19 protein-coding genes and 2 tRNA genes are annotated in these 25,001 nt (G+C 61.3%); 10 read left to right on the top strand and 11 right to left on the bottom strand.

The window, feature by feature from the left end; translation table 11 throughout:
• Window positions 1-227: 227 nt before the first annotated feature.
• The 7 genes from ACTQYB_RS05525 to ACTQYB_RS05555 all read right to left on the bottom strand — a co-directional run bounded on the left by ACTQYB_RS05525 (window position 228) and on the right by ACTQYB_RS05555 (window position 12,182).
• Window positions 228-4,013, bottom strand: a complete 3,786-nt coding sequence (locus tag ACTQYB_RS05525; protein WP_441482080.1) for an ATP-binding cassette domain-containing protein — start codon at window positions 4,011-4,013, stop codon at window positions 228-230.
• Window positions 4,014-4,492: 479 nt separating this feature from the next.
• Window positions 4,493-5,611 carry a LacI family DNA-binding transcriptional regulator gene (locus tag ACTQYB_RS05530; protein WP_033506776.1) on the bottom strand — a complete coding sequence of 373 codons (1,119 nt, stop codon included), beginning with the start codon at window positions 5,609-5,611 and terminating at the stop codon, window positions 4,493-4,495.
• Window positions 5,612-5,783: 172 nt separating this feature from the next.
• Complete coding sequence (locus ACTQYB_RS05535) at window positions 5,784-6,638, bottom strand: ribonuclease HII (protein ID WP_441482079.1); 855 nt, start codon at window positions 6,636-6,638, stop codon at window positions 5,784-5,786.
• The gene (lepB, locus tag ACTQYB_RS05540) at window positions 6,619-7,551 is read right to left on the bottom strand and encodes a signal peptidase I (protein ID WP_441482078.1); all 933 of its coding nucleotides are present in this window, start codon (window positions 7,549-7,551) and stop codon (window positions 6,619-6,621) included. The genes ACTQYB_RS05535 and lepB overlap by 20 nt, the downstream gene beginning before the upstream one ends.
• Window positions 7,552-8,092: 541 nt before the next feature.
• Window positions 8,093-8,458: a 50S ribosomal protein L19 gene (gene rplS / locus ACTQYB_RS05545; protein ID WP_015449855.1), complete on the bottom strand. Its 366-nt coding sequence runs from the start codon at window positions 8,456-8,458 to the stop codon at window positions 8,093-8,095.
• Window positions 8,459-9,092: 634 nt separating this feature from the next.
• Entirely contained in the window at window positions 9,093-10,790 is a 1,698-nt protein-coding gene (gene pgi, locus ACTQYB_RS05550; protein ID WP_015449853.1) for a glucose-6-phosphate isomerase, read from the bottom strand.
• Window positions 10,791-10,940: 150 nt separating this feature from the next.
• A complete protein-coding gene (locus ACTQYB_RS05555) occupies window positions 10,941-12,182 on the bottom strand; it encodes a mannose-1-phosphate guanylyltransferase (protein ID WP_239646922.1) in 1,242 nt (413 codons plus the stop codon).
• A 349-nt stretch (window positions 12,183-12,531) separates the two neighbouring features.
• Between ACTQYB_RS05555 and ACTQYB_RS05560 the strand changes: the two genes are divergently transcribed.
• The 4 genes from ACTQYB_RS05560 to ACTQYB_RS05575 all read left to right on the top strand — a co-directional run bounded on the left by ACTQYB_RS05560 (window position 12,532) and on the right by ACTQYB_RS05575 (window position 15,764).
• Window positions 12,532-12,999, top strand: a complete 468-nt coding sequence (locus ACTQYB_RS05560; RefSeq protein ID WP_441495914.1) for a hypothetical protein — start codon at window positions 12,532-12,534, stop codon at window positions 12,997-12,999.
• Window positions 13,000-13,842: 843 nt separating this feature from the next.
• Window positions 13,843-13,923 (top strand) — tRNA-Leu (locus ACTQYB_RS05565).
• A gap of 170 nt (window positions 13,924-14,093) precedes the next feature.
• Window positions 14,094-14,166, top strand: a tRNA-Thr gene (locus tag ACTQYB_RS05570).
• A 596-nt stretch (window positions 14,167-14,762) separates the two neighbouring features.
• The gene (locus ACTQYB_RS05575; RefSeq protein WP_273303445.1) at window positions 14,763-15,764 is read left to right on the top strand and encodes a permease; all 1,002 of its coding nucleotides are present in this window, start codon (window positions 14,763-14,765) and stop codon (window positions 15,762-15,764) included.
• A gap of 30 nt (window positions 15,765-15,794) precedes the next feature.
• Here the strand turns inward: ACTQYB_RS05575 and rdgB are convergent, their stop codons facing one another.
• The 3 genes from rdgB to ACTQYB_RS05590 all read right to left on the bottom strand — a co-directional run bounded on the left by rdgB (window position 15,795) and on the right by ACTQYB_RS05590 (window position 18,156).
• Window positions 15,795-16,463, bottom strand: coding sequence for an RdgB/HAM1 family non-canonical purine NTP pyrophosphatase (gene rdgB / locus ACTQYB_RS05580; RefSeq protein WP_441495915.1), 669 nt, complete (start codon window positions 16,461-16,463; stop codon window positions 15,795-15,797).
• A gap of 113 nt (window positions 16,464-16,576) precedes the next feature.
• Complete coding sequence (gene rph / locus ACTQYB_RS05585) at window positions 16,577-17,311, bottom strand: ribonuclease PH (RefSeq protein ID WP_441482110.1); 735 nt, start codon at window positions 17,309-17,311, stop codon at window positions 16,577-16,579.
• Between the two features lie 212 nt (window positions 17,312-17,523).
• Window positions 17,524-18,156: a Pr6Pr family membrane protein gene (locus ACTQYB_RS05590; RefSeq protein WP_321046968.1), complete on the bottom strand. Its 633-nt coding sequence runs from the start codon at window positions 18,154-18,156 to the stop codon at window positions 17,524-17,526.
• A gap of 309 nt (window positions 18,157-18,465) precedes the next feature.
• Here ACTQYB_RS05590 and ACTQYB_RS05595 point away from each other — a divergent pair, with 309 nt between their 5' ends.
• Window positions 18,466-19,818: a nicotinate phosphoribosyltransferase gene (locus ACTQYB_RS05595; RefSeq protein ID WP_318249932.1), complete on the top strand. Its 1,353-nt coding sequence runs from the start codon at window positions 18,466-18,468 to the stop codon at window positions 19,816-19,818.
• A 232-nt stretch (window positions 19,819-20,050) separates the two neighbouring features.
• Here ACTQYB_RS05595 and ACTQYB_RS05600 read toward each other — a convergent pair whose 3' ends face one another.
• Entirely contained in the window at window positions 20,051-20,371 is a 321-nt protein-coding gene (locus tag ACTQYB_RS05600) for a DUF3039 domain-containing protein (RefSeq protein ID WP_026650547.1), read from the bottom strand.
• 405 nt (window positions 20,372-20,776) lie between these two features.
• On the opposite strand from ACTQYB_RS05600, the gene coaD reads away from it, so the two are divergent.
• From coaD to rnc, 5 genes are all read left to right on the top strand, one after another.
• Window positions 20,777-21,283, top strand: coding sequence for a pantetheine-phosphate adenylyltransferase (gene coaD, locus ACTQYB_RS05605; RefSeq protein ID WP_033493832.1), 507 nt, complete (start codon window positions 20,777-20,779; stop codon window positions 21,281-21,283).
• Window positions 21,284-21,566: 283 nt separating this feature from the next.
• Window positions 21,567-22,508 carry a cell division protein gene (locus ACTQYB_RS05610; protein WP_441482109.1) on the top strand — a complete coding sequence of 314 codons (942 nt, stop codon included), beginning with the start codon at window positions 21,567-21,569 and terminating at the stop codon, window positions 22,506-22,508.
• 1 nt (window position 22,509) lies between these two features.
• Window positions 22,510-23,103, top strand: coding sequence for a YceD family protein (locus ACTQYB_RS05615; protein WP_441482075.1), 594 nt, complete (start codon window positions 22,510-22,512; stop codon window positions 23,101-23,103).
• Window positions 23,104-23,199: 96 nt separating this feature from the next.
• A complete protein-coding gene (gene rpmF / locus ACTQYB_RS05620) occupies window positions 23,200-23,394 on the top strand; it encodes a 50S ribosomal protein L32 (RefSeq protein WP_015449839.1) in 195 nt (64 codons plus the stop codon).
• 485 nt (window positions 23,395-23,879) lie between these two features.
• Window positions 23,880-24,833: a ribonuclease III gene (gene rnc / locus ACTQYB_RS05625; protein ID WP_152570390.1), complete on the top strand. Its 954-nt coding sequence runs from the start codon at window positions 23,880-23,882 to the stop codon at window positions 24,831-24,833.
• The last annotated feature ends 168 nt before the right edge of the window (window positions 24,834-25,001 follow it).

A 25,001-nucleotide genomic window follows, 5' to 3' on the forward strand; every position in this document is an offset into this window, starting at 1 on the left:
CTGTAAAATATCCCACATCGTATTATCCCGCACCCAAGGAACGCATCTGACGGCCTGACGGGGATGTCCACCGCTGTTCCACGTTTCCGTTTCCACCACCACACACATCAGACTGATGGTTTGGGACGATGGGTGCGGGAGATGGACGACAGCTGATGGACGGACCTAGACGAACCTAGGCGGACTTTGGCGGACGGCGCCAGTGGATTGACGCCGTCCGATCGGCATCAGACCCGCACAACCACGTCGGCGACACGCATCGTCGACTGCCGATGCGAGACCAGCACAATGGCGACATCGCGCTCGGCGGCCATCTGGTTGATTGATGTGAGAATCACCGCCTCGTTCAAGGCGTCCAGACGACTGGTCGGCTCATCAAACAGCACCAAGTCCGCCTTGCGCAGGAAGACACGCGCCAAGCCGATGCGCTGCCGTTCGCCTTCGGACAGACGCCCACCAAGCTCGCCGACCTGCGTATCGAGCCCGTCAGGCAGCGAATCGACCAGATCCAGCACAGAAGCCTTGCGCAACGCCTCACGCAGCTGCTCGTCGTTCGCATGTTCGTCGGCGATGCGCAGATTCTGTGCAATCGACCCGTCGAACAGATATGTCTCTTGGCTCATCATGGTTTGTACACGACGGCGGTAGGCCGCATCCACCTGCGGAAGGGGCACACCGGAGAAGCGGACTTGGCCACGATTCGGATCCCAATAGCGCATCAACAGTTTCAGCACCGTTGACTTGCCGCGCCCGGACGGCCCCTGAATGCCGAGGATGCCGGCCTTGGGAACAGCCAGGGACAGGTCGCGCACAATCGGCTGCTCCGGGCGGTATGAGAAGTCCACATGCTCGAACGCCATGCCGTCATACTCAGGCTTGTCGGTTCCGGTTTCCACAACCGCCGGCTGCTCGTCAAGCAGGGCGAACAGACGTCTCGCGGAGGCGAAGGTCTGCGTCAGATTCGCCGGAAGCGCGCTCAAGGCGAGGGTCGGGCCGAACGAGCTGGCAATCAACACCACGGCGACCACCGCATTCGGGATGGAGAACGGATTGCCCTGCGACACACGCAAGGCGACCATGACCGCGCCCACCGTGGCTGCGATAACCAGCAGACCGCCGATTGCAGTAAAACGACCGGTGCGGCGGCTCAGACGGGAGCGTTCCGACCACAGGCGGCGGGTTCTTGAGACGATGTTGCCCAGCCGCTTACTGCCCTGCCCGAACCGGATGATTTCGTCCAGACCGTGCATATCGTCAAGCATGACATCGTCAAGTTGCGCGGAATACTTGCGAATCTTCGGGCCAAGCGTACGCACGCTCGCCGCGAAACGGCGGGGAAGCAACACGCCGACAATCAGATGAGAGACGACCAGCAGCAACGCGAACCACGGGTCGAGTGTGAAGGCCGCGACCGCGAACACCACCGTGGTCACCACGGCGATGACAACCGGCGAAATCGTGTGCGCGAAGAAGATCTCCAGCAATTCGACATCAGTGGTGATCAGCGAAATCAAATCGCCCTTGCCCTTGCCGGCAAGCTTGGCAGGAGCCAGTCTGCGCAGCGCGGCAAAAGCCTTGGACCGGAACAGCGCCAGCAGGCGGAACGCGACATTATGGTTCATATACTGTTCCGCGTACCGCATGATACCGCGCAACACACCGCACACGACCATGCAGATCACCGCGGTGCGGGACGACAGCCCCCACACCGGATGACCGAGATGAGCGAACAGGGCGCACACGCCGAACACCGGCAGGAATGTCGCCGATAGATGGCCGATGGTGCCGTACAGGCATGCTTGGACCATGTACAGGCTCAACGGCCGGACTTCTCCAAGCAGACGGCCGATCAACGACATTGAGCCGGAGCGCTTGCCTGGCATGTCACCGGCAGCGGAGGCGGTTCTCGGGTCGTCATCCGAGCTGGTGTCGGCGCTGTTGGCATTCGCCACCGTATCCGTTGACGAAGCCGCAGATACCGACTCAGCCGCAGATACCGACTCAGCCGCCGATTGAGAGGTCGATTGAGACGTGTCGCCCATAGACAGGGCGGAAGCACCAGATGCCGCGGCACGGCTGCCCGTACCCGCCAGCTGGCGCATCTGCTCGCTACCGACCATCATTCGGGCGTCATCACGGTGGGAGACATGCTCGAACACCGCTTGTGCCCGGAACAGTTTCGCGTACACGCCATCAGTGACCACCAGCGCATCATGCTGGCCAGTCTGGGCGACCGTGCCGTGGTCGAATACCACAATCTGGTCGGCGAGCACCGCATTCGCAACACGATGCGTAATCATCAGCACCGTTTTGCGGTCTGCCAGATCGCGGATGGTAGCGAGAATACGGTTCTCGCTTTCCACGTCTACACTGCTGGTTGCCTCATCGAACACATAGATCGCGCTGTCACGCAGCAAGGCGCGGGCAATCGCGAAGCGCTGGCGCTGGCCGCCTGACAGATTCGCCGCATCCTGCTCGATTTTCATATCAAGACCGCCTGGCTGGGCGCACACGAAATCATCGATACGCGCCTGATGCAGCGCGACCCACAGGTCGTTGTCCGTGGCGCCTGGCTTGGCCATCACCAGATTCTGACGCAGTGTGCCGGCGAACAAGTGGCTGCGGGCGTTGACGACCGTGACCGCGCCCGTCAACGACTGCTCCGCAACATCACTCAGTTCCACATCCGCGGATGTGCCGAGCAGAGAATAACCGAGACGAATCGAGCCGTCATAGCCGACCAACGAGCCGCCCAGCAGACCGGCGGCCGTGGACTTACCAGACCCAGACACGCCGACAATGGCCGTCAACTGGCCCGGCTGCGCGGAGAAATCAACATCATGCAGAGCAATTTTCTGGTCATCGCCAGAGCCGTAGGCGAATCCGACATGGTCGAAAGTCACCGACACGGAATCCGCGACAGAAGGCAGACGAATGCTGCCGTGATGCGGCACCGGGGCATCCAGCAGCGCGAAAATGCGCTTCGTGGATGTCATGCCGTTCATCGCCACATGGAAATACGACCCCAACTGGCGCAACGGCAGGAAGAAACTCGCCGACAGCAGCGCGACCACCAGGGCAGCCGGCAGCCAGATCTGGCCGATCATGAACTGCCAAATCGCCACGCCGATACCGGCCGCGGTGCCACCGTACGCCACCAGGTCCATCGCCGACAGCGAGCGCAACTGGATTTGCAGCACACGCATGGTCATCACGCGGAATTCCTCGGCCTTGCGGTTCATGTCCTCGGCCGCACGTCCGTCAGCATCGAAGGTTTTCAGCGTTTCCAAGCCCTGCAGGTCGTCAAGGAACGCAGCGCCCATATCCGTGTACTTGCCCCAGTACTTCTTGAACACGCGGGAGGCGCTCATCGCGACCAGCCCCACGATGATGACAATCAGCGGAGCGCACACCAGCAGCACCAGCGCGGCAGGCCAATTGACGGGGACGACGAAGATGAACAGGGTGATCGGCGCGAGAATCGAATAGAACAGTTGCGGAAGGAACAGTTCGAAGAAGCTTTGGATTTGCTCAATGCCCTCGCCTGCGGACTGGACCACGTCGGAGGTGCGCACGCGCTGGGCGTAGGAGGGACCCAGTTGCAGCATTTTGCGGTACAGCTTCTCACGCAGGGCAAGTTTGACGCTTTCGCTGGCGCGGGTGCCGAAATAGGCGGAGCAGCGGGTGGCCACGTATTTCACGACGACGATGACGGCGATGAACAGGATGAACATGCCGTAATTGTCCGGGTACGCCGACAGGGCGTGTTTGCCGGATTCGAGCGCCGAATCGCCCTGTGTCTGCGCAGGGTTGAGGCACCTGCCGATCGCGTTGAGCTGGGTGCATTTGGACGCGTCAAGCGGCTCGACATACCCGAGGATGTTGCCGAGCAGACCAACCAGAACATAGGCGAATCCGATATCCGCCAACAGCGACACCCATAGGCATACCACCTTCGCAGCCACCAGGCGCTTGATGCCCGGCGTCAACGAAAACAGCCGCTTATCGAACATGCCGACCCCTTTCCGCGTACGCGAATCACATGACAACATCTCACTGGACCCGTTGACCTGGAGCTGAGCGGCCTGCGCCGGGGGCTTCGCCGCCTGCCTGCCGTGTTGTCCGCTTCGTAGCGGTCGCACGGCAACGGGGTTGGTCGACACCGTCCGGTGACGGTCGATGCGTCCGGCAGCCGGCGGAGCGGTCCGCGCATGATGGGGACACCATGCTGTGAAGGCCTGAAAACTTGGGATTCAGACGATCCTAGACGCTGCATGCCAACCGCATACGGTCACGATCACAATGGGGGTATTGTAGCTGATTGTCTCGGCATCCACCAGAGTTTTCGCAAACCGCGACCAATACTCCATAATCCCGCGTCATCCCGTGCGAAGGCGAGCGGAACCGCAAAACTGGCGGATGCGCTTGCTCCGGCTCCAACCACTCCCGGCTCTCCGCTTCCGGCTCCGGTGTTTCGCAACTGAGCGGACAGTCACCGTCCCAGCGATACGCCCGCCAGTGAGGAGCGTTTGACGACTTTCGCCTCAACCTGGCCGACACCATACGTGGAGACCGGATAGCCAGGTTCCGACCCCTCCCCCATCAGGAACAGCGCCTCACGCATCGCGGCAACGCCAAGCTGGCTGTAGTCCGGACGAATCGTCGTCAACGGCGGGAACGTATCGCTGGCCACCGCAATGTCATCAAAACCGGCCAAACTGACGTCCTGCGGAATGCGAATATCGTGCTCACGCAACGCACGGGCCACGCCGATGGCCTGAGCGTCACTTGCCGTGACAATCACCGTCGGCAGTTTGGCGCCTGATGAGCCGAAGTATTCCAGCACATGGTTCATTTGCGCGTACGCTTCATCGGACTGCCAAGAGCGGCATCGCACCACATTCGAGGAAATCGCGTATTGCGCGGACAGTTCACGCCACGCTTCGAGCCGTGTCGTCGCATCACGCCACTGAGAAGGCCCTGCGATATACAAGGCCGTGCGGTGCCCATAGCCGGCGATCATGCTGAGCAGCCGGTCCATGGCTCCCCATTGGTCGATGCCCACGACCGCCGTCCGATCACGCTGGGCTTCGTCATGAATCATGCTCAGCCCGGTGCTAATGCTGGTTCCGCCGTGTGTCGCCGTCAGCAAAATCCGCGGCCTAGTGACCGGGGCACGACACGCCGCAGTGAACAGGACATCCGTCGGCACCATCATGATGAACGCGTCCACGTTGAGTTCGTCGAAACCATCGCACAGATGGTTGAAATCGTTTTGCGAACACATGGCCTTGCGAACCATCGACACGGCGACGAACAGACCGCGAGACCGTGCGGCAGCTTCAATCGCTTGCAAGGTCTGCACCTCGCCATGGAACTGGTCGCCTCCCATAATCACGCCGATGATGCGGGAACGGCTCGATGCGAGGGCTCGCGCGGAATTGCTGGGGCGATAGCCGAGCCGCTGGATGGCTTGGCGCACACGATTGCGCGTGTCAACTGACACGTCGGGCGAATGGTTGATCACACGGGAGACGGTCTGATAGCTGACTCCCGCCAGCGCGGCCACATCCTTCATTGACGGACGGGCGGCGCGGGTATGGTGTTCCATCGAATTCGTCTCCTTTCCTCATGGTGTCGATGCTGCTGGTGCCTATCTGGCTGGTGTAGCCAATCTGGTTGATATGCGGGTGGTGTCATCAACCCGGGTGGGCCGGCCCCCGGCTGGCGCCAATCCAGCTGGCACCCCCGGCTGGATTGTCACACGGCTGAATTGTCCGTATTCAGACCAGATGCCAACTCAACCGATGCAAGGGCGTCGGCCCATACTTTGCGATCGCGTCGCGATGCACCTGCGAGCCGTACCCTTTGTTGCGCGCCCAACCGTATGGCTCATACGCCGGATTTCCCTTGGCGATATCCACCATCAGATGGTCCCTGGTGACTTTCGCGATGACCGCCGCCGCGGCAACCGTGGCACAGTGCTGATCGCCTTTGACTTTCGTGATGATGTGGGCGGGCACCGGAACGTCCGGCGCGTCGAAGGTGCCAAGAGCGGCGGTGATGTAATCGTTGGGACCGTCGAGAATCCCGCCGACGCGGATGACGCTTTGGAGCGTCTGTGTCGCGCTGCCGATACCAAGCTGGCGTTCCAGCTCGTCCAACGCACGCAGGGCGGCTACACCGAGCGCATAGGTGATGCCCCATTCGTCGATCTCGGTATTGCTCGCCTGACCGACCGCGCTTGAGGCACACCACCGGCGCAACGGGTGGAATATCGCTTCCCTGCGGTGTTCCGTCAGCATTTTGGAGTCCGCGACCCCTTCAGGCACCGTCAATGTCGGCAAGTCACGCGCCCAAATCGCGGCAGCGCCGACCATCACTGGGCCGGCGAGGGAGCCTCGGCCAACCTCATCGAATCCGACAATCACATCGTAGCCTTGAGCGGCCAGGGTGCGTTCCAGCTCGAGTGTGGGAACCGGGCGAACGTGTGTCGTACTGCGTTGACGGGCGTGCCGATTGCTGCGCGCAGTGTGCGCTGCCGTTGCGGTGCGCACAGGCTGGTCGGCATTCGCTGTGTGTGCGGTATGAGCGGTGTCTTGCGGACTGCTGGACTCGTCATGCTGGATTGGGGACATTCGCGAACACCTCGTGGTGGGAATCTAGTCTGCCGATGCGGTTGAGCGGCCAGTTGCGCACAATCGCCACGCCGAGCACATCGCTGATCGGGACGAGACCGTTCGACCCATCATCCTGGTGATAGCGGGAATCCGCGGAATTGGCGCGATTGTCGCCAAGCACGAAAATATGGCCCTCGGTCACAGTGACGTTGAAGGCAAAATCGCTGGGTTGCACGCCGGGTTTGAGATACGAGCTTTCATCGATGGCCACGCCGTTGATGGTCACCGGCTGGCCGGCGCCAGCGCATGCCACGGTATCGCCCGGCAGGCCGATAAGCCGTTTGATCAGGTTATCGCCGCCCATCGATGACTCGGATTGCAGCCAGTTGGCAGGGTCTTTGAACACCACGATGTCGCCGCGCTGCAACTTGATGAGGTCAGGCGCAAGTTTCGTGGTGATGACCCGGTCGTTGATTTCGATGGTGTCCAGCATAGAGCCTGAAGGAATCACATAGAAACCGAACAGGAACACGCGCATGAGCAGCACGATCAGTACCGGAATACCACACCACAGCAGCCATTCGCGGGCGTTCTCGGAGGTTGACGATGCGCTTGCAGAGCGTCGAGGGACACCGCCGCGGGACGACGAGCCGGACGCGTGGGCCGCATGGGCTGCGCGCGCTGCGTGCCGGGCGTGTCGGGATGATACATCATCCGGGGCGTTCGCTGGGGAAAACTCCGGGGAGAAATCTTGGAAGAAAGTCTGGGAGGAAGCCGGGGGTTGTGATGATGCCGAGGCTGTTGTCGTTGCGGTGGCTTGTGTCGTTGCGGTGACAGGGGCGGGATCGATGCCGCGTTCGGCGACTGAAAGGATGTGGGAATCCGCGTCACCTCGCTGGTCGCTTGACGACCGAGACATCTGCTGCGTCATGATTCTCCCATCTGCCGACCTGCTGTCGGCGAAGCCTTGTCAGGCACCGTGCCGGGTGCGATGCCGGGGCATCTTGCCGTAACGCACCGCCGGAGCACGCCGGGAGGATGCCAAACGTCCGCCAGATCGCGTTGACAGCACACCCTACCGGAGCGTCCGCAGGTCGTGCTGTCAGCCGCTCGCCGTCGGTGCCGCCGTCGGGCAGTACTGTCGGTCGCTCACCGTATTGGCTCGACCATGCTATCGCCACCACAGCTTGACCGGTGCTGTCGCATACGTTACCAGCACGTCTGCTCGTACCCGCCGATTCTCCGCAAGCGAGGACTTATCGGACGGTCGAAAACCAAGTCCATACTCCACGGCGGTTCCGATTTGCGGTTTGCTACGGAATGTCCCGGTATTGCAAATCCGTGCTGCCACAAGCGGCACGGGCCGCCAGTGCATCCGCCACGCCCGCGCCGTCCGCACTGTTTGAAACGCAGACAGCCCGACGACCGTTACTGGTCGCCGGGCTGTCCTGTTCATGCGATGAGCGCGAAACTCACTTCTCGCTGTTGTCGCGACGCTCGACGATACGAGCAGCCTTGCCGCGCAGCGAACGCAGGTAGTACAGCTTCGCACGACGCACACGGCCCTTGCGCACCAGCTTGATCGAATCGATCGACGGGGAGTGCAGCGGGAAACGACGCTCGACACCCACGCCGAAGCTGATCTTGCGCACCACGAAGGTCTCGCGCACACCAGCACCCTGACGAGCGATCACCACGCCGGTGAACGCCTGCAGACGGGAGTTGTTGCCTTCCTTGATCTTGACGTTGACCTCGACGGTGTCGCCAGGACGGAACGCAGGGATTTCCTCCGCCGGCTTAAGATGCTTGGCGTCGAATGCTTCGATGGCATTAACCATGATGTTCCTCCATCGCCGCCGCATACCGACGATTGGTCGGGGCTGCACGGTCCCCTTCGGGATTCCGTTCAGCTGAAATGTCTTCGCAGGTTCGCCTGCGAAGGGTGCCAATCCGCCGGAATCATGGCGTTGCCACCACGTAAGTGTTCCGGCTGGACCCAAAGAAAGACGGGATTATGCGGCGTCCCGTTTTTCGGCATATCAGAGGTTCATTTTACTGTGACGTGCGGACTGGGGTCGTGCGGATTGTGACGCATACAGACTGGGGCGTACAGACTGTGGCTGCGCGGACATGACGACGGCTCGGTCATCGGGCGTGCCTGGGACATCAGGCGTGTCAGTGGCATCAGGGGTCGACTGACTCGTCGCGGTAGCTGGTATCCGCTTGCCATGCGACCTGCCAGTCGCACCGCAGGCGGATACTCCCACCAACCAATCCGGATGCAGCCGATACCCCGCCGCCGCGCAACCCGGCAGTCACACCACGAGCAGATACGCACACAGACCCCCACCGAACAGACCCCACCAACACAAAAATCCCGCCATCCGTAACGGTAACGGATGGCGGGATCCTGTTGGCTTGGTCTACCGGCAGGTCAGGCTACGTCCTAGCCGCCGTACACCGCGCAGCGAATCAGAACTCGCGGTTGGCGCGGTAGAACTTGATCAGGCCCTGGGTGGAAGCGTCCTGGGCGGCGAGCGCGTCGTCGTCCTTGGAAATCGCCGGGGTGATCTGCTTGGCCAGCTGCTTGCCGAGCTCGACGCCCCACTGATCGTAGGAGTCCAAGCCCCACACCGTGCCTTCGACGAAGGTGATGTGCTCGTACAGGGCGATCAGCTCGCCGAGCGAGAACGGGGTCAGTGCCACGCCGAAGATCGACGTGGTCGGGCGGTTGCCGGTGAACACGCGGGCCGGGACGATGTCCTCAGGCGTGCCCTCAGCGCGCACCTCGTCAGCAGTCTTGCCGAACGCGAGCGCCTTGGTCTGCGCGAGGAAGTTGCCCAGGAACAGCTCGTGCACGTCCTGGTCGCCGTCCTTGGTCGGGTTCGGGGTGTTGACGAACGCGATGAAGTCGGCAGGAATCAGCTGCGTGCCCTGGTGGATCAGCTGGTAGAAGGCGTGCTGGCCGTTGGTGCCCGGCTCGCCCCAGAAGATCTCGCCGGTGTCGGAGGTGACCGGGGTGCCGTCCCAACGCACGGACTTGCCGTTGGATTCCATGGTCAGCTGCTGCAGGTACGCCGGGAAGCGGTGCAGATACTGGTCATACGGGAGCACCGCATGGGATGCGGCATGGAAGAAGTTGCGGTACCACACGTTGAGCATGCCGAGCAGCACGACCACGTTCTTGTCGAACGGGGTGTTGGCGAAGTACTCGTCGATCTCATGGAAGCCGTGCAGGAACTCCTCGAAACGTGCCGGGCCGAAGACCACGGCGAGGGAGGTGCCGACCGCGGAATCCACGGAGTAACGGCCGCCGACCCAGTTCCAGAAGCCGAAAGCGTTGGACGGGTCGATGCCGAACTCCTCGACCTTCTCCAGGTTGGTGGAGACGGCGACGAAGTGCTTCTTGATGGCGTCGGCGTTCTGCGCGTCGGAGCCGTCGATGGCACCCTTGGCCTTGAGCTCTTCGAGCAGCCAGGTGCGGGCTTCACGGGCGTTGGTCAGGGTCTCAAGCGTGGTGAAGGTCTTGGAGACGATGATGAACAGGGTGGTCTCCGGGTCGAGGCCCTTGGTCTTCTCGGCCAGATCGTTCGGGTCGATGTTGGAGATGTAGCGAGCAGAGATGCCGGCGTCAGCGTACGGCTTGAGCGCTTCGTACACCATGACGGGACCCAGGTCGGAACCGCCGATGCCGATGTTGACCACGGTTTCAATCTTCTTGCCGGTGACGCCCTTCCACTCACCGGAACGGACCTTGTCAGCGAAAGCGTAGATGCGATCGAGTGTATCGCGCACGTCCTTGACGACATCCTGGCCGTCGACGATGTACTTGCCTTCATCTTCGACCGGGCGACGCAGCGCGGTGTGCAGCACGGCGCGATCTTCGGTGTTGTTGATGTGCACGCCGGTGTACATGGCCTTGGTGCGCTCATCAAGCTTGACAGCCTTGGCGAGGTCTGCGAACAGCTTCAGGGTTTCCGGCTTGATCAGGTTCTTGGACAGATCGAAGTGCAGGTCGCCGGCATCGAAGCTCAGCTGGTCCACACGGCTCGGATCCTCGGCGAACCACTTCTTGAGGCTGATGCCTTCGTTCTGCAGCTCGTCATAGTGCTTCTGCAGGGCAGCCCACTCAGGAGTCTTGGTGGCGTCAACTGGCGGATTGATGGCCATACTTGGTCCTTTCTTCATAATCGAAGCGATATCTTCCCGCATGCGTGGCAGGCACGCGACGCGGAATGACATCGTTTGCTTCCATGTGACAAGATACTCACAAAATAGGACAGAACCGGACAGTCCTCGGTGCCGTCCCGGCGAAGCCGGTCACAGCAGCTCGTCACGGCCTTCCTGTCGCAGATGCGCCACCATATTCTTGACTTCCTGGCTGCGTGCACGCGGCGCAACGAGCAAAGCATCCGGCGTGTCGACCACGACCATGTCGTTCACGCCGAGCAATGCAATCGTTCGCCCTGCGGCGGGCACCACCACATCGCCGGCAGAATCGATATAGGACACGTTTTCGCGATCGCCGAGAATCTTGATGTTCTGCTGGTTCACGCTCGGCAGCAACGCGGCGACGGAATTGAAATCACCGATATCATCCCAACCGAAATCACCCGGGATCATCGCCACGCCGCCCTGCACGCTCAGCGGTTCGGCGACCGCGTAATCGAATGCGATTTTCTCAATGCCCGACCAGTGAGTCGCCATTGCCTCGTCGACCGCATCGCCGCCGGCAAGGTATGCGTCCGCGATAGCTGAAATCGCGTCGTACATACGCGGCTTGTATTCACGCAAGTGGCCGAGCAGCACATCCGCGCGCATCACGAACATGCCGGCGTTCCAACGGTATTCGCCGGTGGACAAGTAGGCCTGGGCGGTCGCGGCATCAGGTTTCTCGACAAACCGCTCGACCAGCCGTGCGCTCGGGGCTTCGGGCACGTCCGCGGCCAGGGAACGGCCCTGATGGATGTAGCCGAACGCCGTGGACGGGCGGGAGGCGGCGATGCCGATGGTCGTCACATAGCCGGCGCGCGCCGTGGCGACGGCCTCACGGACTGCGCGGGCGAAGGAGGCCGCGCCACGAATCACATGGTCCGCGGCGAACGACCCCACCACGACACGCTCCCCGTGACGGCGAGCCAACACGGCGGCGGCGAGGCAGATCGCGGCGGTGGAATCACGCGGCACCGGTTCGGCGAAGATGTCGTTGCCGTCAAGTTGCGGCAGCTGCTCGCGGATGGCCGCGACATGCCGCCAACCCGTACTCACCGTGACATGGCCCCGCCCCGCAACACGTTCCAGCCGGTCGTAGGTGGATTGGATCAGTGTGCGACCCTGGCCAAGCAGGTCGTAGAGGAATTTCGGTTTGGCCTCGCGGCTCAGCGGCCACAGGCGGGTTCCCGTGCCGCCGGCGGGAATCACCGCGTAGAAATCCTGGTTTTCATTCGCTTCCGCGTGCCCGCTCAGCGACTGCGGCTCCTGCCGTTCCGTCGCCACGCCCGGAGTATCTTGCGGTTCACCGTGCTGTGCATTCTGTGCATTCGCGTCGATCATGCTGCTCATGGCTCCATTGTGGCACAAGCGTATGGCACAGGAATGCGGTATAGAAATACTGCGATGCTGATGACGTGTGCTTCCAATCACGAACTTCTGGCATGTTGTGAGGCCGGGGGCGCGATATCCGAAGGAGGAATGTTCGAGGGGACGAAATCCGAGAAGATGGAATGTCGCAGAACGGAATGCACACAGAACGGAGCGCGCACAGAACGGAAAAATCTCAATATCTCGGCGATTTGCACCATGTCATCGAGATTTTCAGAACAAAGTCTCAATATCTCCTCGCGAATCCAGATTTTCCCGATTTATTGAGATTCCGCACTCGGCATCACAGACGGCGAGCGGTCAAGAATCGTTGAAATTCCAGGCTTTTTCACGACTGACCATCATGCTCGACGCATCTAGAAATCTCAATATCTCGTCTAAATTGCCGTTTGCGCGACTTGTTGAGACTTTTTCGAACAATCTCTCAACATCGCGGCTCGAACGGGAGATATTGAGACTTTGGTATGCTGCCCGGGCAATCGGCGTCGGGCGCTCAAGGCGGAATAGATACGGAAACGAATGGTATGAGTCGAAGCACGTCGAGACATCGGAAGTGTATCCCGTGTCCTTGCCGGCCGCAGGGGATGCAACCGAGTTTGCCGTGTGGTCCGGGGAGTTGTCAATCGCGCGTATGCCCGTGAAAGACGAATTGATGATGCGGTTTGATGCGCGGCTTCAGACGCGGTTGACCGTGCCGTTGCCGGATGCGGTTTACGGTTCCGGCGTCGGACCGACCGTTGTGTCGCCGCAGATGAGGGGTATTCGACAAAAAGCCTGAAGCAATGACTGAAACGGCTGGAAAGGCCAAAAGACGGGGAAGCTGAAAGTGCAGGGATCTGAAAGCGCTGGAAAGACCAGAAAGACTGGATAAAAAATGAGGAGGCTCTCAGGCCTCCTCATGATCGTCGTCGTTGTCGCTGTCTTCCGACATAAGTCGGTCGAGCGCGGCGAGCGTCGAATCCATTCTGAGTATTTGCTCAGTCATGGTCTGTCCTTCCTTTCTTGATTGATGATGGTTGGATGCGTCGGGATTATCCGGCGATGCGCATGAATCGCGCAATCATGAATATACCCGCCCGGCGCTTTAGCTGCGTGAATGGAAGGCTGATTTCACGGTAATTTTACGAAATGATTGCGTAACCAACCGGTTGATGACAACGTTTCTATCCTTGTGAATGCCGGCATCCTGTCGGTATGCGAGGATGCGGGTAGAAGCGCAACCGCCATCGTTTGCAGTGGTGATTGGTGAGTGTGTTTCGCTGTGCGCGCAGAGGGATTCGTGGAGTGCGTCGTGTTGAGTGCGTGTGATGCGCTGCAGCAAGCGGATTGCAAGACTGGATGGGTTGCGCGTCCACGACCCCGGAATCGGGACGCGACTCGTGCCGTCTGACCGAAATCGTGGGCAAACTGTGGGCACAACGTGGGCAACACATTGCGTCATGGCGTGCAGTTCCCGTTATCGGCATGATTTTGATTGTGCTTTCAGAGCTTTCGGATGTCGTGCGGTTTGGGGGCTCCACCAATCGTCGTGCCGTTGTGCGTCAGCGTGTTTCGCTTGGAATTCTGCGGTTGCCTGCGGTCTGATACGGCTGGCTTGCCCCGGTGGTACATTGGACAGGTCGCGCGCGTGGCGGAATTGGTAGACGCGCAGGATTTAGGTTCCTGTGACTTTGTCGTGAGGGTTCAAGTCCCTTCGCGCGCACTGGTGTATGTGCCCCGGCATCGGCAGAATGATTGTGATGATTGTGATGATTGTCTTGGGGCTCATACCAAGGGAAATTGGTGCGACAACGCCGTCGATTTTGCAATATCTGGAGGTTCCGGTATAGTAAAGGACTTGTGCGCGAGGAGCGTATGCTTCTCGGGCAACACGCCACTTTAGCTCAGTCGGTAGAGCGGCTCACTCGTAATGAGCAGGTCGACAGTTCGATTCTGTCAAGTGGCTCCGGTACGGCACGTCGTTGGGCGTGCCGTTCTTGTTTTATCCCATTTTCGCATGCAATGGTATCCGCCAAGCCGTGGGAAATGGGTTGCATAACAAAATGTGTGTCTGGCGCGGCGGCACGGTAAGGAGTGTGCCGATCATTGTTTTTTCACCAACTGGTTACGCTGGGCGAGGTGCTAGCGTAACCAGTTTGTGGAGTGATTAGCTGAACCGAGGCATCGGGTTGAGGAACAACGGATCTGTCCGGTGACGAGCATGCGACGGCGTCGGGTGGTACCGCACCGCCGGTATGCCGGGATGAATAAGCGCACGATTAATCACCTCACGACACGCTTACTGCCGTCAGGACTCAGTCACATCATGAGCACCACTTTTTCCTATACGACTGAAAACGCAGCCTACAGCAACGCCTCAGTCACTTATTCCACCACGCCCGCACGCACGCCGCAGCATGCACCCCACCGCACGCCACATCCGAAACAAATCAGCGTCTCCCCACCGCACGACGGACACATCCCGCGCGCCGACGCAGCCGAATCCTATGATGAACAACGTCACCGTCCATCAGGCATCGCAACATCGCAGGGAGGAAAGACGTGCACACACTCATCCAACCGGTCACCCTGCTGCTCATCATCATGGTGGGCTACGCGTTCAAACGCTTCGGACTGTTCGGACCGCGCGATTACCGGGTGTTGCAGACCGCGGAATTCGATCTCATCCTGCCCGGCGCCATCATCTACTCGTTCGCCACACAGCCGCATGACATCCGCCTGCTGTGGATTTCGCTCTTCGGGTTCGCCGCAGCCGCGGTACCACCCATGCTGATTTTCCTGTTCACCCGTCACCGCCCGGTTTCCCAGCGCGCTTTTATCATGCTCAACGGCGCCGGATTCAATGTCGGCTGCTTCTGTTTCCCAGTATTGCAGGCATTTTACGGGTCTGCGGCGTTGGTGCCTGCCGCGATGTTCGACGTCGGCAACTGCATCATGGTTGCCGCGGGGACGAATGTGCTCACCCAGACGCTGCTACATATCGCGCCGGGAATGACGCTCGCCGAGCAGCACGCGGGCGACGCGCCGACGCTGCCCTACCGACGCCCGTCAGACCGGGACGCCAAACGACTCGCCCGGCGCACGTTGGGGCGCCGTATCGTGCGCGGATTCGTCTCATCGGTATCGTTCGACGTGTATATGGTGATGATCGTCCTGATGATCGCGGGCGTCCGCATTCCGTCCGGTATCGCCGATATCGCGCAACCTTTCGCCAACGCGAACTCACTGTGCGCGATGCTCATGGTCGGCATGCTCATGGACGTGCCGGCCGGCCGTGCGGATGTCCGAGCCGTAGCTGAGGTGTTGTTGTGGCGGCTGCCGTGCGGCATCGCGTTCGCCGCAGCCGCTTGGTTCCTGCTGCCGTTCGGTGCCGAGGTCCGGCAGGCGGTCGCGCTGTGCTGTCTCGCCCCGATTGCGGTGTTCTCCACGATGTTCACCGACAAGGTGCTGGGCAATGCGCGGCTTGCCGGGTTCTCGCTCGCGTTGACCGCAGTGGTGTCGTTGACATTGATGACCGTTGCACGGATGGCGCTGCTCGGCTGAGTCGCTTGTGGGCCCCGGAGCGTAATCCCCCTACCGCGTCACCAGTTGCGCGATGGCCGGAACCAGAGCCTTCAATGCCTTGCCGCGGTGCGATATCGCGTTCTTCTCATCCGCGCTCATCTCGGCGGATGTCAGCTCGAGGCCGCCCGACGCCCGGGCAGGCTGATCATCCGGTACGAACAGCGGATCGTAGCCGAAACCGTGCTCCCCGCGCGGCTCGCGGATAATGCGGCCGGGCATCTCGCCGATTTCCACGTGATCGGAGACAATCGGATGCAATCCATCGGCGTCCGCACCCGGCCCGGGCACCGCGAGCGCCGCCGCACAACGGAACCGGGCCGTGCGCTTGTCGTCGGGGATATCAGCGATCTGCTTGAGCAACAGCTCGTTGTTCGCCGCATCATTGCCGTGTTCGCCGGCCCAGCGGGCGGACAGGATGCCGGGGGCCGCGCCCATCACGTCCACAATCAGCCCGGAATCGTCGGCAATCGCGGGCATGCCAGAACGTTGTGCGACGAACCGCGCCTTGAGCAGCGCGTTCTCTTGGAAGGTGACGCCGGTCTCAACCGGGTCGGGCAGACCAAGCGAGCCCGCGGAGACGAGTTCGATCGGCGCGCCAGCGAGGTCTTCTGCGAGAATTCGGCGGATTTCCGCGAGTTTGCCTTCGTTATGCGAGGCGACGACGATGGTGAGTGCCAACGTAATTCCTTTCATCGATTTGGGTTGGGTTGCGCGCGGCGGCGGCCGGATTGGTCGGTCCAGAACCAATCACCCAGAACCAATCGGCTCGAAACCGACCAGTCCGGAACCAATCAGTCCTGGGCGAGCGCCGCAGCCTGGGCGGCTTGCAATTCGCGGTTGCCCTTTTCGGCAAGGTCAAGCAGGATCCCGAGCTCCGCACGCGTGAACGGGCGATGCTCCGCAGTGCCTTGAATCTCAATGAACGCACCGGAACCGGTCATGGCAACGTTCATGTCGGTCATCGCCTTGCTGTCCTCCACATACGGCAGGTCCAGCATCGGCTTGCCGTCGATCACGCCGACAGACACCGCGGACACCGCATCCTTAATCACCTTGTCAGCGGATTTGATGTGCCCGTTCTTCTCTGCCCAGCGCAACGCGTCAACGAGCGCGACGTACGCACCGGTAATCGATGCGGTACGCGTGCCGCCGTCCGCCTGCAGAACATCGCAATCCAACTGGATCTGGTTCTCCCCCAGCGCTTTCATATCGATGACACCGCGCAGGCAACGCCCGATCAGACGGCTGATTTCATGGGTGCGGCCACCAATCTTGCCTTTGACGGATTCACGATCGGTGCGCTCCGAGGTGGCGCGCGGCAGCATCGCGTATTCCGCGGTCACCCAGCCCAGCCCACTGTCCTTGCGCCAACGCGGCACGGACGGCGTGAAGGTCGCCGTGCACATGACGCGCGTATGCCCGCATTCGATGAGCACCGAGCCCTCCGGCGGTTCGGTGAAATGCCGGGTGATGTGCACCGGGCGAAGTTCGTTGACTTTCCGCCCGTCCACGCGGGTGAGGTTCATATCGATCTCCAAAGCGAGCCGCGATTGCGCGTCGTCCTTGGTATCCGTCTCGTTCTCGTTCGCCAAATCCGTCTGTGTCATGTCTGCCTCGCGTTCTTTCATCTGCAATTATCTGCAATGTGCCGGGCCTACCGGCGTATCATCCTTCGTACGCTCTCAACCTAGCACAGCGCAACGCCCGCATGTCCGAGACAGTCACCGAGCGGCACCGCTCACTGCGAGCGCAACAGCGACTTCTCAGGCAGGATCCGGTCAATGAGGAACACGGCGAGCGCGACCAGCAGGAATCCGACGGCGAGTCCCACGATGTTGACGATGAACTGGCTCCACCCCAGCTGCCCCAAATCGATGAAAGTGTACGGGTACGGGTTGCCGCCAACCGACGGGCCCGAATGCGGCCACAACTGCGCGCGAATCACCACAAAGGCGAGATAGATCGGAAAGTAGCCCATCCAGCTGAGCACATAGCTTGGTTTGAACCGCCGGTGCGGGTCGAACAACAGAAAATCAACCACGGCCATGACCGGCGCAATACGATGCAGCATCGTGTTGGTCATGATGCCGAGCACTTGGGGCACGTAATGCGGGTCATCCGGCGGCATGAGCAGGAACGCAACCAGCGCGGTGATGATCGCGTACACCGTCAGGCAGCCTTTGAGCCATGCGGGCGGTTGGATGCCTTTGAGCAGGCTCGCGGCGCCGGACCACAGCATGACGATGCCGAGCATGAACCCGGTTTGGAATGTGAAATACACCCATCGATTGGGAATCGTCCACGCCTCGTATGTGCCGACGAAGCACAGCGCGGCGATTGCCAGACGCCAGACACCCGCAATGAATCTCATACCGTCAGCTTACGCCCGCCCCGCCTCACCGTCGGCACAACCCTCTGCCGACACTCACAACCCCCTCAGCGTCGGCAGAAGCAGAAGCGCAACCCACTACCGACACGGGGAATAAGGTGTGCCGCATCCGGACGCTTCTCTCTACAAACTAGCTACGCTGGCGGCCCGCTTTCCGTAACCAGTTTGTAGAGGGACGGCGTCGGGGGCAGGCACAGACAGCATCGTCTGGGCCTAGCAGTACCCCTCCTCCCACCCGATGACGCTTGCACGGCGAGTGCCGTCGGACTACGCTAACCGGCAACGGACCCAATCACGAGAACATCACGAGAAGGACAAATCATGGTTGATTACTCACCGGCACTGATGACCGACATGTACGAATACACCATGCTGGACGCCGCGCTCAAGGACGGGACCGCAAACCGCCCATGCGTCTTCGAGATCTTCACCCGGCATCTGCCCGCAGGCCGCCGCTACGGTGTGCTCGCCGGCACCGGGCGCATCCTCGACGCGCTTGAACACTTCCATCTTGATGATGACGATCTCGCGTTCCTCGCCGACCGCAAGATCGTGAGCAAGGAGACGCTCGACTGGCTCAAGGACTTCCGCTTCACCGGCTCAATCAAGGGGTATCGCGAAGGCGAGATGTTCTTCCCGAATTCGCCGGTCCTGCAGGTCGAGGGCACATTCGGCGAGTGCACGCTGCTCGAAACCTTGCTGCTGTCCATCCTCAACTATGATTCCGCCGTCGCCTCCGCCGCCTCCCGCATGGTCAGCGCCGCCAAGGATCGCCCCTGCATGGATATGGGCGGCAGGCGCACCAACGAATGGGCCGCGGTCGCCGCAGCGCGCGCAGCGGTCGTCGGCGGCTTCCAAGGCACCGCGAACCTGCTGGCCGCCCAGCTGTACGGTCTCAAAGCCATCGGCACGGCGGCCCACTGCTTCACCCTCGTACATGACAGCGAGCGCGAGGCCTTCGAATCGCAAATCAACGCGCTCGGCAAGAGCACCACGCTGCTGGTCGACACGTACAACATTGAGGAAGCCGTGAAAACCGCCGTCGAAGTCGCCGGCCCCGACCTCGGCGGTGTGCGCATCGATTCGGGCGACCTGGCCGCGATGGCGCAACGCGTGCGCAACGAACTGGATGCCCTGGGCGCGACTTCCACGACCATCACCGTCACCAACGATCTCGACGAATACGCACTCGCCGCGCTGCAGACCGCACCGGTCGACTCCTATGGCGTGGGTACGATGCTCGTCACCGGGTCCGGCGCCCCGACCTGCGCGATGGTCTACAAGCTGACCGAGCGCGAGAACGCGGACGGCATCATGGAGCCGGTCGCCAAGAAATCCAAGGACAAAGCGACCGTGCCCGGGCGTAAACTCGCCTACCGCTCCTATGAGTACAATCTCGCGGATTGCGAACACGTCATTTCCGGTTCCGAAAGCAAGCTGGCCGATTTCCAGGCGCCCGAGGATTGGAAGGATCTGCTCGTGCAGTACGTGGATCATGGCGAAATCAACCATGATTACCAGGGGCATGACGCGATTGTCAACGCACACAACTACCGCGCGAAGGCGTTGGCCGAGCTGCCGATCACCGCGCAAAGCCTGATGAAGGGCGATCCGGCGATCCCGACCGAGACGACGGTGCTGTGACTGTGATTGATGGTTGACCGACGTCATCAGCGCTGCGATGGTGCTGGTAGCGCAATGATTGTCGCCGTTGCTGCGATGCGGTGAACAGGTGACGTCAATCAGCGCATGGTTTTGCATCCATATGCACGATGGGCCGGCTGCGAGGACGTTTCAACGCCCCACAGCCGGCCCATCGCATTCGTCATATTGATATCATTCGCACGCGGGAAGGCATGTCGGCAGGGAACGGGGCTCACTCGCCCCCGTTGCCGGCGCCGCCCATCATCTGCTCATAGATGCGCTTGCATTCCGGGCATACCGGATACTGCGACGGATCATGCTTCGGCACCCAGATCTTGCCGCACAACGCGACCACCGGACGACCGGTCAGGCGCGACTGCTCCATGCGGCGCTTGGAGACATAATGTGCGAAACGGTCCGCGTCGCCGTCATCAGTGCCTTTGAGCTTCTCTTCCGCCTGCGGGCGCTCCAACACCGCCGTGCCGGTCGCGGAATCCGGATTCGACAGCGGGGAGACTGCCTCATCCGCATCGCGTGCGATCAGCCCCGCCACGGAACCCGCAGCGAATCCGGCTGTGGCGCCCGCAGCTCGGCCCGTTGCTATGCCCGCCGCTGAGCCCGATGCCCTGAGCGTATCGAAGGATTCTTCCACGAGCATATTCTTGTTGTCGCTGATGCTTTCTCCGTACCTGTTCATGAGTTTCCGCCTTCCACCGGATTGTCGTCGATGCCACCATCATAGTCACGCGAGATATCCGACGGCGGCGGCACATCGCCGGAAGCGCCCACGGCCCGTCGCCCCCGCCACCTTCTATCGACATTCACGACCCACACAGCGTCGGCAGAAACAGAAGCGCGACCTTCTACCGACGCTCACCAGCCACTCAGCGGCGGCACAACCTTCTACCGACGTTGAGACAGCTGACGCTCCCGGCGGGAAACGCGGTACGCTTGTGCTATGACTATCGCAGTATGCCCCGGCTCGTTCGACCCGGTAACCGCCGGACATCTTGACGTTATCCGACGCTGCTCGCGTTTCTTCACGCAAGTGCATGTGGTCGTAGCCGTCAACGCAGCGAAAACACCGATGTTTTCCGAACACACCCGGGTTGATATCATCCGTCAGGCCCTCGGAGGGACCTGCGACAACGTGACCGTCGCATCCACCGACGGCCTTATCACCGATTATTGCAAGAAAGTGGGCGCAACCGTCATCGTCAAAGGCCTGCGGCAGAACGGCGATTACGAGGCGGAACTCGGCATGGCGCTCGTCAACCGCAAACTCGCCGGCGTGGAAACCCTGTTCCTGCCCGCCGACCCGGTGCTTGAGCACATTTCCAGCTCCGTCGTCAAAGATGTCGCCCGCCATGGTGGCGATGTGACCGGCATGGTCCCCGATTGCGTCATCCCCCTGCTCGAACGGGCGTTGCACGAGGAAGAACAGGGTCAACAAGCCGGGAAATAACCGGTAACACACCGCAGAAAACGATCCCGACACCGCCGGCGTATCGCCTACGATAGAGGAAGACGCAACGATGTGGCAGCAGGACATTGCGGATGCGGCGAGCGCGACCGACCGCACACCGACACTGACAGCCACAGGACACCACAGGTAGCAAGGAGACAGCATGACAGGCGAGGAAGCCAACAACGCCAACGATCCTCAGCACGCAACCGATACCGGCGACGGTCAAACGGGTGCTCCAGCGAGCAATCCGGCAAACGAACCAGTCAGCGCGTCAGCCAGCATGTCAGCAAACGCCCAGACTCCCGCACAACACCAGACCACGCCGCTTTCTGCATCGGCACCATCCGCCGACGCCAGGCAAGACGCACCCGCCGCGGGGGACGACCCGAGCGCCGTCCCCCATGACGGCAACACTCGTACCGCACAAGTCGCAGAACACCCCGAAAACACGAAACCGACGGCGAAACCGGTGTTCTCCCCGTTCGATATGTCTTCCCTGCCGGATTTGCGCGACCCGTCGAGCCGCGGCGGCGCCAACGCGGACACACCCGCGGACGACGACCGCGCAGACGCTTCCACCGGTCGCAATGATGTGCGTGCCAACTCGCGACGCGACCCGCATGCCGCCGATCCGCACGTTCTTGACCCGCACGCCGATCCGGAGGACCAGAGCCGCGCGGAATTCACCACCGTCTACGACATCATCGACTCTCTTGAACAGCAGCTTGACGAGGCAAAAAGCAGCATCTTCACCCCTTCCCAAGTCAGAATCGACCGCGACGCATTCGCAAGCCAACTCGACGAATTGAAAGCCATGCTGCCCGTCCAGCTGGAACGCGCCTCGGCGCTGATGCGCGAAGCGGAACGCCGTCTCGAAAACGCGCAAACCCAAGCGAACGTCGTCGTTTCGTCCGCCCAAAGCCGCGCCGCGGACATCGTGCGGGACGCCCAGGAGCAGGCGCAGTTCCTCGCCGGGCAGGACAACATCACCAATATCGCGAAGCAGAAAGCGCGTGCTATCCTCGACCAGGCACAAACACAAGCCGACAAACTCACCAGCGGCGCCAACCAGTACTGCACCGATGTCATGCAAGGTCTGCAAGACCAGCTCGACAAGCTCAGCCAAGATGTGCGGGGCGGCCTGACAGTACTCGACCAGCGCGAACGCGAAGCGAGCGCACGGCTTGACCACATCCAATCAGACGACTATCCGGAGGCTTGATATGGCACGTCCAGAAGATTCAGCATGGGCAGTATCCGTGGCGCAAGTCGCCTCACGACCGGGGCAAAGCTCCCCCGTGGACGCGGACTTCCCCGCCCCGAGCGGAATCGGCGACGCCATTGTCGGCGTGACCGAAGGTGAACCGATTCATGTGAACGGAGCGTTCGATTCCATCGTGGACGGCCTGGTATTCCACGCCCACATCACCGCCCCCGTCCACGCGGAATGCACCCGCTGCCTCAAACCTCTGCAACACGACTGGGGCACCGACGTCACCGCGTTCTTCCCCTACTCCTACAAGGAAGACGAAACGGACGACGACACCGACATCATCGCCGGAGAAGAGGAATCCGAAGACACCTACCCGCTTAGCCCCGACAGTTGCTTCGCCGATCTCGAGGCCCTGCTGCGCGACACCTTCGCCGAAAGCCTGCCGCTGCAACCGCTGTGCCAGCCCGACTGCAAAGGCTTGTGCCCGCAATGCGGCATCAACCTCAACGAGCACCCCGAACACAAGCACGACACCACGGACATCCGATTCGCGGCACTCGCCGGGCTCAAGGAACAGCTTGAGCGGGAGACGAAGGATCACTGACCGGCGCCATGCCGCTCCGATGGACGTTGTACGAGCTATGCGGTACAATTCTGAACGCTTAAGCTCAATCGTTCGAACGAAATAGAGGATTACACCATGGCACTGCCTAAGTACAAGACCTCGCGCGCCAATACGCATTCGCGTCGCGCGAACTGGAAAGCGTCTGCCGCGCAGACCGTCACCTGCCCGAACTGCGGCGCCCCGACGCTGCCGCACGTGGCTTGCCCGAGCTGCGGCTCCTTCCGCGGCCGCGTCTATCGTGACGCCATCCAGTCCGCCCACACCAAGTGAGCGCTCCGGAGCAGCTGAGGTAATTCAGTAGATCAGAACCCTGCCATCGACGGGTGGCAGGGTTCTGTCGTATCTGCGACGATTCCGTCCGCAGTGCGACCGAGACGTCGCACACCGAGCAGATACCCCCACCCGTCCCCCTTGGTGTGCTGTGCCGAAACCGGCAATATCACGGCCGCCGGTATGATAGTGGTCAGGTCTTGCACAGAAGGAATGCCCGCCAACCGACGAGCAATCCCTGAGGCGCAAGCTATCAAGACATGGACTTCAGGCATCCTGCCGGCTACCACAACGGGGACATCCCCTAATTCGGCCGTCAGCAGAACACCGGAAGCCGCCGAGCCGTCACGCACCACGCATGACGACAGAACAGGACACAGACAGGGGAACCCAGCATGGCTATCAACCGCGACGGCACACCAGAACATCAGCGCCACCACAAGCGCCACCCATCCGGCGCATCGCCCGCAAACCATACCGACGAGATGTCCCAGCAACGACATCATGTCGGCGTTTCCGGACAGGAAGCGGCGAATCAGGCGCCGACCAAGGAACTGCTCGACGCACTCGGCACCACTATCAGCCCCGAGCTTCTCGTCCAGGCGTTGACGCACCGCTCGTTCTCCCATGAGCATCCCGGCGCCCCCAACTATGAGCGGCTCGAGTTCCTCGGCGATGCAGTGCTGGAACTGGTCTCCACGGAGACCTTGTTCAAGGCGCATCCCGACATGACGGAAGGGCAGCTGGCGAAGATGCGGGCCAAGGCGGTGTCCGAGGAATCGTTGTCGGCCATTGCGCGCGACAAACTCCATGTCGGACGATTCATTCTGCTCGGCCACGGCGAATCCGAATCCGGCGGAGCTGATAAAAGTTCCATTCTGTGCGACATCGTTGAATCCCTGATCGGCGCCACTTTCGTCGAACACGGCATCGACGGGGCACGCGAAGTGGTTCACCGGCTGGTGGACGATACGCTCCGGGAAGTCGCCACAGAAGGCCCGGCTTTGGATTGGAAGACCTCGCTGACCGTGCTCGCCCATCACATGGATTTGACCGAGCCGGTGTACCGCATGTCGGTCAGCGGTCCGGAATACGCGCAACAGTTCACCGCCCGGGCCATTCTTCCCGGCGGATATGGCAAGCGCTGGACACTGCCGATCCGTGACGAACATGGCTCAATCGCGCAGGAAGGCGAGGACCCGCTGCTGGGGACCGGTTCGGGGACCAGCAAGCGCAAGGCGCAACTTGCCGCGGCGGAACAGGCGTGGCATACGCTCAAACAACGCGAACGTGACTGCAATCGTATGCGCGCCCATGCAGGCTCCGGCGATACCGCAGATGTTAATGGCAACAACGACGGTAAGGACATCAGCGGCAACGGCAACGCTGACGACAGCACCGCAACCACAGGTACCGACCACGCAACTGACGCCGCCTGACGGCCCATACACGCCACCGTTGCAGGCAGGCGCACAGGTCTCCGCAGGCAACGTGCTGGTCAGCCCCGCAGACAGCCGCAACGCCCTCACCCAGCCGCAACGCCTCTACAGAGATAATCGCCGAACCGTTACCATCATGTGGTCGGTCCGGCGATTATCTCTCCACAG

Origin of the sequence: Bifidobacterium sp. LCP19S3_E9 (genome assembly GCF_052121135.1) — a bacterium.
GTDB classification, from domain to species: domain Bacteria; phylum Actinomycetota; class Actinomycetes; order Actinomycetales; family Bifidobacteriaceae; genus Bifidobacterium; species Bifidobacterium thermacidophilum.